The sequence below is a fragment of the Salinivibrio sharmensis genome, assembly GCF_001995985.1.
GTDB lineage: Bacteria > Pseudomonadota > Gammaproteobacteria > Enterobacterales > Vibrionaceae > Salinivibrio > Salinivibrio sharmensis.
On record NZ_MUFC01000006.1, the window covers coordinates 219,459 to 229,272 of the forward strand.

The 9,814-nt window shown below is 47.3% G+C and carries 9 protein-coding genes; 5 read left to right on the forward strand and 4 right to left on the reverse strand.

Going from position 1 to position 9,814, the window contains the following annotated elements; all coding sequences use genetic code 11:
- Window positions 1-10 precede the first annotated feature (10 nt).
- Window positions 11-805: a glycosyltransferase family 25 protein gene (locus tag BZG74_RS08310; RefSeq protein ID WP_077772162.1), complete on the reverse strand. Its 795-nt coding sequence runs from the start codon at window positions 803-805 to the stop codon at window positions 11-13.
- An 884-nt stretch (window positions 806-1,689) separates the two neighbouring features.
- On the opposite strand from BZG74_RS08310, the gene BZG74_RS15660 reads away from it, so the two are divergent.
- The 5 genes from BZG74_RS15660 (at window position 1,690) to BZG74_RS08335 (ending at window position 6,757) form a co-directional block, all read left to right on the forward strand.
- A complete protein-coding gene (locus BZG74_RS15660) occupies window positions 1,690-2,025 on the forward strand; it encodes a hypothetical protein (protein WP_162274006.1) in 336 nt (111 codons plus the stop codon).
- Window positions 2,026-2,104: 79 nt separating this feature from the next.
- Entirely contained in the window at window positions 2,105-2,794 is a 690-nt protein-coding gene (locus BZG74_RS08320; protein ID WP_077772164.1) for a YjbF family lipoprotein, read from the forward strand.
- Entirely contained in the window at window positions 2,787-3,530 is a 744-nt protein-coding gene (locus BZG74_RS08325) for a capsule biosynthesis GfcC family protein (RefSeq protein ID WP_077772165.1), read from the forward strand. The genes BZG74_RS08320 and BZG74_RS08325 overlap by 8 nt, the downstream gene beginning before the upstream one ends.
- Window positions 3,530-5,713: a YjbH domain-containing protein gene (locus BZG74_RS08330; RefSeq protein WP_077772166.1), complete on the forward strand. Its 2,184-nt coding sequence runs from the start codon at window positions 3,530-3,532 to the stop codon at window positions 5,711-5,713. The genes BZG74_RS08325 and BZG74_RS08330 overlap by 1 nt, the downstream gene beginning before the upstream one ends.
- 30 nt (window positions 5,714-5,743) lie before the next feature.
- A complete protein-coding gene (locus BZG74_RS08335; protein ID WP_077772167.1) occupies window positions 5,744-6,757 on the forward strand; it encodes a sugar transferase in 1,014 nt (337 codons plus the stop codon).
- 332 nt (window positions 6,758-7,089) lie between these two features.
- Here the strand turns inward: BZG74_RS08335 and BZG74_RS08340 are convergent, their stop codons facing one another.
- The 3 genes from BZG74_RS08340 to BZG74_RS15605 all read right to left on the reverse strand — a co-directional run.
- A complete protein-coding gene (locus tag BZG74_RS08340) occupies window positions 7,090-8,094 on the reverse strand; it encodes an NAD-dependent epimerase (protein ID WP_077772168.1) in 1,005 nt (334 codons plus the stop codon).
- Between the two features lie 45 nt (window positions 8,095-8,139).
- Window positions 8,140-8,949 (reverse strand): glycosyltransferase, encoded by an 810-nt coding sequence (locus BZG74_RS08345; protein WP_077772169.1) that lies wholly within the window; start codon window positions 8,947-8,949, stop codon window positions 8,140-8,142.
- Window positions 8,949-9,814, reverse strand: an 866-nt coding sequence (locus BZG74_RS15605) for a TolB-like translocation protein (RefSeq protein WP_077772170.1), incomplete at its 5' end; no start/stop codon positions are given. The genes BZG74_RS08345 and BZG74_RS15605, both read right to left, overlap by 1 nt.

Below are 9,814 nucleotides of genomic sequence, written 5' to 3' on the forward strand. Positions count from 1 at the left end.
AAACTATTCCTTAAAACCAGTGGCGCTGAATTTTATATTTTATTATTTTCTTCCAATCCATAAAAAAGAAAAACCTAAGACAGCCTTCAACCAGTCTGTAAGCTTCAATATATAGTCGCTTAGCTAACGTGATATTTAGCTTTCTCTTTCTACTAGAAAATGTTCCAATAGTTGAGCTGATTTTTGCTCGTTCAAAGAGGCATGGGGAAACACTATATGTTTTGACGCCATGCTTCCAAGTTTTTTCCATATAATCATCAACTGGCTCAAGAAACTGTTCAGAATCACCTAGAAACGCTTTAGCCGCAGCCGGGCTAATAATATAAGCAGTCGTACCACAGGTATTACCAGTATATTGCCCTAAGAAATAGTTTCCATCCAATTTTTTAATTTTAATGAATGACTTCTTGTTTGTCGCGGATAGTTTGATATAAAAGAACTCACGACTCTGCTCATATATTTTTAATAAGCTTTCAACGGAAAAGTCTTTCAGATCGACGTTATCCTCAAGGATTATCATAGAGCGTTGATTTTCAACGCACTTTTCCCATAGGCAACGATGACTTGCAAAACAGGCTAACTCAGTATTTTGCAACCGATAGCCTTTCACCCTTTGGGTTTTTTGAATGTTTTCGCGCTCTTCTAAAAGAGAAGCGTGGGAATACGAATCAATTGCATCAAAAAACTGAAAGTCCAGCCCTTTTTGATCCAACTGTTTTTTTATTCGGGCTCGGCGTTCTGTAGACTCGCGTAAGCTAATGACAAAAACCTGTACATCTTGCCCTGTTTTTCTATTCGGACGCATTCATTCACTCTTTCAAAAACACGACTCAGGTCACATCCTTCGTTTGCTGGCGCCATAAACGATTAACAGTTTGTTTTAGAAACAACCAGATAACGCACAGTAATGAATTTTCCTTGCACTACTGCAGGTAAGCTCGAGAAGAGTAGCATAATCGACATCCTCACTCATTATGAAAGTGTTCAACACTGATCGAGTGTTTAGGTAAAGTACAAAAAACACAACCTGAACTTCCCGAATACGGAATACAGAATACGGAATACAGAGTACAGAAAAAGCAAAAACCCCAATGCAAGCACGAGGCTACTCTTCCCCGTACTCCGTAAGCGAAGCGCTCCGTATTCCCATTCACGAATACCGATGACGGAATACAGAGTACAGAAAAAGCAAGAGCGCCGATGCAAGCACGAGGCGGCTCTATCTAGTTTCTAGCCTCTAGAAGCGAAGCGTCTCGTCTCTCTCTCGTACTCCGTAAGCGCAGCGCTCGGTATTCCCATTCACGAATACAGATTACTGAATACAGAGTACAGAAAAAGCAAGAGCCCCAATGCGAGCACAAGACCGCTCTTCTCCGTATTCCGTATTCCGTATTCCGTACTCGAGTCCGTATTCCGTATTCCGTATTCCGTACTCGAGCTTTTAAATACAGAGTACAGAAAAAGCAAGAGCGCCGATGCAAGCACGAGGCGGCTCTTTCCCTAGGGCCTAGGGTCCTAGGATCTAGGCCCTAGGCCCTAGGCCCTTTTTACGCTTTCCCGCACATTTAAGATGAAAGATCTGTGATGAGTGCGGTATTTATTTTACTTCTCGCCATATAGCCATTAGAGTTTACAGGTGTCTGCGTTTGCAGACGTTTTTGTATTAATGCAAAAATCATGGAGAGACGAATGAAAAAAATTGCAACGGGTCTGATTGCTATGCTGTTCGCAGCAAGCACAATGGCCGCAACAGAAGCCGCGCCGGGAGCTGGCGCAAGTGGTGGTGGCGCTGGTGCTGGAGCGGGTGCCGGTACAAGTGCTAGCGCGGGCGCTGCTGGTGCAGGGGCTGGAGCCGGTGCGGGCGCTGCTGGAGCAGGTGCTGCTGGCGCTGCAGCCGGTGGTATTGGCGCTGGTGCAGTTGCTGCTGGTGTCGCTGCTGCTGCGGCCATTGGCGTGGCGGTTGCTGCTGCTAACAATGACGATAACAACACGTCAACCTCTGCTAGCGCTAACGCAAATAACTAAAGGCAATAGCCATTCAAGTAGCTACAAAGCCGGCTTTGTAGCTACTTTTTAATCAATGTAGCCCGTCAACCAATAACCTATGAATAAGCCCTTCTTTTCCACTATAGCTATTTTTATCGTGCTCACAATAACTGGGTGCACGCAGCGCATACAAGATCTCAGTGACTCGTTCAAGTTCGCTTATCAAGGCTTTCCCGATGCGCAAAAAAGCTGGGACGAGATCAACGCACTGCCCTATGCCAGCCTCTATGCACAACTCGATAACGGGCCACGAGGTTTTATGGTCCTGGCCTTTGTTGAGCCTAGCGAACATCCGAGCCCAAATTTAAAATGGTTATCCGGCGAGAATGAAATGCTGGTGACGCGTAACGGTCGGTTGGTAAAAACGGTGAACTTAGCCGATGGTAACCTAACAGCGACGCACACTGACACTCCCGATCCATTAAGTGTTGGCCTGAATACCCTTTCCATGCCGCACACATGGTCACGCACCATTGACTGGCAACCAGGCAACCATAGTGGCTACCGAGCCGATTCCACCTTTAAGCGCGGTAAGCCACAAAAGATTTCCGTGAATGGCATACCCGTGGCAACAACGCACTATACCGAAGACGTCACCCTCCCGGCACTCGATACTCAATATACTAATGACTATTGGATCGCTAACGACACGGGCAAAATCATCAAATCCTATCAACATCTCGCACCGGGGCTACCGGCGGTAACACTGACGCATTTAAAGCCATATCAAGGAGGCGCAGATGATTGATTATCAGGTGATTAAACGCGGATTATGTGCTGCCGTCTTGCTAATCGCTCTCCCAGCCAAGGCTAATCTGCTCACTGCCAATCAAGATATTGCGCTGTCGTTCACGCAGCCACCGCGCCTGGCTGAAGCGGTACTAACCATCACTCAAGCCCAACAACGCTCACTTGATGATGTCTATTGGCCCGCCGCCGGGCTCTACCAACGCGGCAGTGAAAAAGCCAAGCAAATTGCCGATTTGCGACCGGTTCGTCATCAAATCGCCGTTAATACCGGCACAGTAAAAAAACAGTGGCAAACGCTGTATCAAGCACTCAAAAAAATGGCGGTTGGCGAGCGTATACCCGGCACGATAGACCCCGACATCACCCGCATCACTCTCAATACCAATCCGGCGTTAAAAGGGAATTGGCACGTGCAACTGCCAAAACGGCCAACAAACGTAACAGTGCTCGGCGCGGTGGATAAACCCGGTGACTACTCTTGGGACGAGCGACACGCCGCCAGTGATTACATCCAGCAAGCCAGGGCAGACACCTTAGGCATCTCTCACGTGTGGGTGATCAGCGCCACCGGTGAGCGCGCCCAATATCCAATTGCTTATTGGAATCACCAGCATCGCGATATTCTGCCAGGCTCGGTAATTTATATCCCCTTGCCCAGCAAAACGATTAAAGGCCAAGCGATCGCGCCTAACCAGCATGTTCTGACATATTTACAAAACAGGTTAATCCCATAATGATGTCTTTTTCTTCTGCATCCGGACGCCTTTTACTGTCTGCGGTGGCATTAGCCGTTAGTCATGCCGTGTCAGCCGACAGCTTCGATTATCCCGAGCTTATCCACTCACAAACCGATTTTGGTGGCGTGGGCCTGATGCAAATGCCCACCGCGCGCACGGCTCCCGACGGGGAATTTACCCTAGGCAGCACCTATAACGAAGATTATGTCCATTTTAATACCTCGCTCCAATTATTCCCTTGGTTAGAAACCACGGTCCGCTATACCCAGGTGCACGACTTACTCTATAGTAACGACCCGGACTTTAGCGGCGATACAAAATACACCGACAAAAGCATTGATGCCAAATTACGCCTGTGGCAAGAAAGCTATTGGCTACCGGAACTCGCGGTTGGTGTGCGCGATATCGGTGGCACCGGGTTATTTGATGGCGAATACCTAGTCGGCTCCAAACGCGCCGGCCCGTTTGATTTTTCACTCGGCGTTGGCTGGGGTTATATGGGTAATCGCGCCAATCTTACCGGTGATAAAAACCAATCGGTGGATTGTGGCCGTGACACCACCTACTCTGGCAAAGGCGGCAGTGTCGACGTCAACCGCATGTTTACCGGCTGTGCAGCTCTATTTGGCGGGGTGGAATACCAAACCCCTTACGCGCCGCTGAGCCTAAAGCTTGAATACGACGGTAACGATTACAAAGCCGATTTTATTAGCACCAGAACCGGCATTCCGATGGAGGTCAACAGCCCTTGGAATGTGGGCGCGGTATACCGCTTAGGTCACTGGGGGGCGGCACGGTTAGCCTATGAACGTGGTGCAGTCGTCGCCGCAGGGTTAAGCTTTAATACCAACTTTAATCAAGCCAGCCCCTTTTGGCTCGACGATAAAGCCCCCAGCTATTATCCCGCGCCCACGCAAGCGGATTTAAGCGACGACCAATGGCAAGCCTTGAGCCACCAACTCGCTAGTGTGGCTGGCTATCAAGATAACCAAGTACATTTTGATGGTGATACCGTCACCGTCGCGGGGGAGCAAAGCAAATACCGAAACCAAGATACCGCACAAACGCGTGCGGCCACCCTGATTGCTAATACCGGCATTAATGCCAAACAATACCGGATTATTGGCCAAGCTGAACGTCAGCCCATCACTGAAACCGTGATTGATGCCAACACCTATGCCGCGGTCGCCACCAACAGCTATGTGGGCGCAAACCCTGACGATGCACGTACACGCCAGCAGCCGCAACCCACATCGGGCACCGAAAAAGCTAACCAGCGGGATAATGTTGATGCCGGTCTCGCCCCTGTGTTTGTGCAATCGTTTGGCGGCTCAGAAGATTTTTACATGTACTCACTAGGTGTGACTGGCAACGCCGCCGCCCGATTAGGCGATCACCTTATTGCCTCGTCTAGCGTGTATGTCAACATTGCCGATACCTACGACAAATTTAAGTACACAGTGCCGCCCGATGGCACCGATCTTAAGCGTGTTCGTACGCTCAATCGACAGTACTTAGAAGACACCGTGCGAGTCACCAATGTGCAACTGACCTACTTAGATCACTGGGGTGATAACTGGTACACCCAAACCTATGGCGGCTACTTAGAGACCATGTTTGCCGGTGTCGGCGGCGAAGTGCTTTACCGCCCTATGGATAGCCAGTTCGCGATTGGGCTTGATGCCAACTACGTCAAGCAACGCGAGCCCGGCTCAGCGTTTGGGCTATTTAAAAACGAATATCAACCTGCAGAAAATGGCAACCGAGGATTCCGGGTACAAACCGGCACCACTACTGGCCACGCTACCCTTTACTGGCAAAACCCGCTCGGTTTGTTTGACGACACCTTGGCCAAAATTAGCGCCGGTCGCTATTTAACAGAAGATGTCGGCGTGACAGTGGATATCGCCAAGCAGTTTGATAGCGGGATCACCGTGGGCGCGTACGCCAGCAAAACCGATTTATCGGCAGAAGAATTTGGCGAAGGCAGCTTTACCAAGGGCTTTTATGTCTCAATCCCGTTTGATTTGCTCTCGGTTAAACCGACCACCTCACGTGGCGGACTAGAGTGGCAGCCACTGCAGCGCGATGGCGGGCAAAAACTTAACCGCAAATACTCGCTTTATGAAGTTACCGATGGTCGTGCTCCTTGGTTTACGCGCAAAAATTTGAATGACTAACTTGAATGATTGGCTAGTAAGTTAATAATTATGACAGATACCTTACAAAACGAGATTCAAACCCGCGAGATGGATACATCGCATCTAAACGAAGCGCCAACCGCTACGGCAGCTTACCAATGGCAACACGCACAGCGTGACTACAGCCACTGCTCGCTGTTTGTATTTTGCCCCGATGACGATGTCGCCAAACTCAGTGAATTGTTAGCTCGCCACCCCGAAATCAATGCCTGTATCAACTGCTACGATATCCGTGACTTTAATGGTAAAACCTTATGTCACTTTAAAAGCTCGTTTCTATCCGGTGAGCAGCAGCAGTTTCTTATTGGCGCCACCGAGCTTGGCGCCTGGGTGGAGCCGTTAGTGAGCTATTTTGATCGCACTTTAGGCTACACAGAAACTGAACTGCTCCACAGCGGCTATTTTTTGCACCAAAAAGCCTTTTCTATCCTCTCTGTGCGCAAAAACAGCCGCGAAAAACGCGCGATTGATCTTTTCTTTGCAGCCTGTATTGGTTTGTTCGCTTTGCCTATTGGTTTACTGACGGCGCTGCTTATCAAACTGGAATCGCCCGGCCCAGTGTTTTTTAAACAAACCCGCACGGGGCAATATAACCGCGAATTTGAGGTAATTAAGTTTCGCTCCATGCGTAACGATGCCGAAAAACACGGCGCACAGTGGGCGACCAAAAACGACGCACGCGTCACCAAAGTGGGCAATTTTATCCGTAAAACGCGCATCGACGAGCTACCGCAGTTGATTAATGTGTTTAAAGGCGAGATGTCACTGGTGGGCCCGCGCCCTGAACGCGAAGTATTTATTGCAGAGTTAGAAAAGTCGATCCCCTACTACCGGTTCCGCCATGCGGTAAAACCCGGCGTCACTGGCCTTGCCCAGGTAAAATATCCTTATGGCGCCTCAGTAGAAGACGCAATATGGAAGCATAAATATGATGTGTATTACATCAAACACCAGAATTGGAAAATGGAACTTAAAATCCTGGCGCTGACAGTGAAGACTGTGTTATTCGGGATGGGTAGATAGGGCTAGAGGCTAGAAAGATCCTAGGGTCCTGGATCCTAGGAAAAGATAACGGAATACGGAAAGAGCGTAGAGCCTCAATGCGAGCACCAGCTGCTCTTTTCGGTATTCTGTAAGCGAAGCGCTCTGTATTCAAGATCCCGAATACCGATGACGGAATACAGAATACAGAGAGAGCAAAAGCGTAGATGCGAGTACGAGCCTGCTCTTCCCCGTACTCCGTAAGCGAAGCGCTCCGTATTCCCATTCACGAATACAAATTACTGAATACAGAGTACAGAAAAAGCAAGAACCTCAATGCCAGTAAAAAGCCGCCCTTGTCCGTATTCAAGCTTTTATATTTGGTAGAAGTCTTTATACCACGCCACAAACTGCGCGACGCCTTCTTTCACGCCTACCTTGGGTTGGTAGCCTGTCGCGGCGAACAAGTCTTGGGTATCAGCATAGGTTTGGTACACATCACCCGGCTGCATGCCGCGGAAGTTTTTCTTTGCTTCAATTCCAAGCTCCGATTCGATCGCTTGGATAAAGTCCATAAGGTTGATCGGGCTACCGTGCCCAATGTTATAAACCGCATAAGGGGCCGAGCTTGACGCCGGCGAGCCGCTCTCTACCGTCCAGTCATCATCTCGCGAGGGCACCACATCCGCAATCCGTACCACGCCCTCGACGATATCATCGATATAGGTGAAGTCGCGCCACATATCACCATGGTTGTTAATATCAATGGTTTCTCCATCGAGAATCTTTTTAGTAAAGATAAAAGGCGCCATATCCGGTCGGCCCCAAGGGCCATATACGGTAAAAAAGCGTAAACCTGTGGTGGGAATATCGTAAAGGTGCGAATAACTGTGCGCCATCAACTCATTGGATTTTTTGGTCGCGGCATACAGCGATACGGGATGATCTACCGAGTGGCTTGTCTCAAACGGCACCTTAGCATTCAAGCCATATACCGAGCTTGACGAGGCATAGACCAGGTGCTCAACCTGATGATGCCGACACCCTTCGAGAATGTTTAAATGCCCAACAAGATTAGAATCAGCATAGGCATGTGGGTTTTCGAGCGAATAACGAACCCCCGCTTGCGCAGCAAGGTGAATAACACGGTCAAACTTTTCTTGCTCAAATAGCTGTGCAACCGCGGTACGATCGGCAATATCGAGCGAAAAAAACCTAAAACTGGCTTGGGGAATACTATTCAACCTTGCCTGCTTAAGTGATACATCGTAATAATCATTAAGGTTATCTACGCCAACCACCCGATGTCCCTGCGCTAGAAGCTTTTGTGCTACGGCACTACCAATAAAGCCGGCTACGCCGGTGACTAAAATATACATTACGATCCCATAGAAAAAATCTTAAATTAATGGCCAAAGCTACTACTAACGTAGAAAATTATAAGCTGCTCGCTTTATAAATAAGGGGGATACCCTAAGCAACCCTTTTGTTACTACGTTCTTAATATATTCCGAATAGGAAAAAAAGCCTATATTCTTTTGAAACTGAAGTAACTGGTATTCATGTTTGAAATAATCTAGCCCCCGCCTTCCCATCATTTCATCACCTGTTCGCATTTTTAGTAGAACATTGGGTAAGTTTGCCAACTGAGAGCCGTTGACGATTAGCAAGCTCCATAACGCGTAATCTTGTGCTTTTCGTAAAGGCGGATATCCTCCAAGTTCAACTACGGCAACTTTTCTAAACATAGCAGCAGGATGATTCAGCGGACTACGAGACTTAGCAAACCTTATAATATCATTATGTTCTAAAGGTAGTTTTCGGCAACCTAACTGTTCCGTAAGTCCTGAATCCCATTCCTCAATAACGCCACTACAAGCGATGACATTGAGGTTTTCCTGCATAAACTTGACTTGTTTTGCAAAGCGTTCCGGCATCGCGATATCGTCTGTATCCATACGAGCAATCAGTTCATATCGACAATGTGCTAAACCTGCATTAAGTGCAGCGCCTAATCCAACATTCTTTGGCAGCGAAAAAATCGTTAATATTTCTTGAAGTTCGGATTGATAACGAGCTAATACTGCTTCAATCTGTTCTGGTAAAGGACCATCTTTTACAATCACAACCTGTGATGGCTTGAGCGTTTGATTATGGTAAATACTCTCTATAGCCTGCTGAAGAAAGTCAGGTTTTTCTGCTTTGTAGACAGACATTAATACCGAGAAATTCACTATGGTAACTCCATGCGATACAACTTACGCTCACCCGTAAATACTGAATCAAAATAAACCGCTTTGCCGTCTGGTGTTAATCTTGGGTGCAAATCACAGCGGGTTTCTCCTGAAAATTGAAAACAGTGAAAAAATTCGCCAACGTGCTTAACTTCACCGGTTTTCCAGTTACATTGTAGAAGGTGTTGCATTCTTGCTTTGTCTGGGTAAGTGTCTGTGATAAACCAATCTCCAACGACATGAGGGTGACCATCACCATATTTCGATAAAACCTCATGAGCAAAAGGCGTAAACTCTCCAGTATCAACGTCTAATAGCCAATAGCCATCTTTCTCTTCTGGACCACGCATATATCCTAGTACAGTATTATCATCAGCCCAAAAACAATGACTCACCATACCGAAATCACTTAATAATTTCATAGCTCCCGTCTTTGCATCAGCTAAAAGCAAGCGATCAAAACGCCTTTTACCGATCAAGTAACGGTGCATAAATATTAACCGATTTCCATCAGGAGAAATCATTACATGATTGAACTTATGTACCGCAGCATCGAACTCATCTCGTGGCTTCACGTTACGTGCATCCGCGATTGAAATAAGCAGCTCTGACTTACCTGTTTCGAAATCGACACGCCATAACCCGTCTTTCTCGCATTCATTTAGCTCATCATCATTTAACGTTGGTAGATTGCGGTAACCATAATCGGGTCTCAGTGTCATTAAACGTTGATAATTGAGAGATATAAAATAATCCGTTTTGCATGAGTCCTGAACAGGTTTATCGAAGCATGTCACTTCTTTATTTTCTTTAATTGAGAAAACACGTGCTACATAGTTATGATTTTTTTCATCAAAATCATTAT

What these genes read in the sequence shown, in the direction of transcription:
- BZG74_RS08310 (WP_077772162.1), bottom strand. Translation starts at nt 805, where the DNA reads ATGCGTCCGAATAGAAAAACAGGGCAAGATGTACAGGTTTTTGTCATT.
- BZG74_RS15660 (WP_162274006.1), top strand. Translation starts at nt 1,690, where the DNA reads ATGAAAAAAATTGCAACGGGTCTGATTGCTATGCTGTTCGCAGCAAGC.
- BZG74_RS08320 (WP_077772164.1), top strand. Translation starts at nt 2,105, where the DNA reads ATGAATAAGCCCTTCTTTTCCACTATAGCTATTTTTATCGTGCTCACA.
- BZG74_RS08325 (WP_077772165.1), top strand. Translation starts at nt 2,787, where the DNA reads ATGATTGATTATCAGGTGATTAAACGCGGATTATGTGCTGCCGTCTTG.
- BZG74_RS08330 (WP_077772166.1), top strand. Translation starts at nt 3,530, where the DNA reads ATGATGTCTTTTTCTTCTGCATCCGGACGCCTTTTACTGTCTGCGGTG.
- BZG74_RS08335 (WP_077772167.1), top strand. Translation starts at nt 5,744, where the DNA reads ATGACAGATACCTTACAAAACGAGATTCAAACCCGCGAGATGGATACA.
- BZG74_RS08340 (WP_077772168.1), bottom strand. Translation starts at nt 8,094, where the DNA reads ATGTATATTTTAGTCACCGGCGTAGCCGGCTTTATTGGTAGTGCCGTA.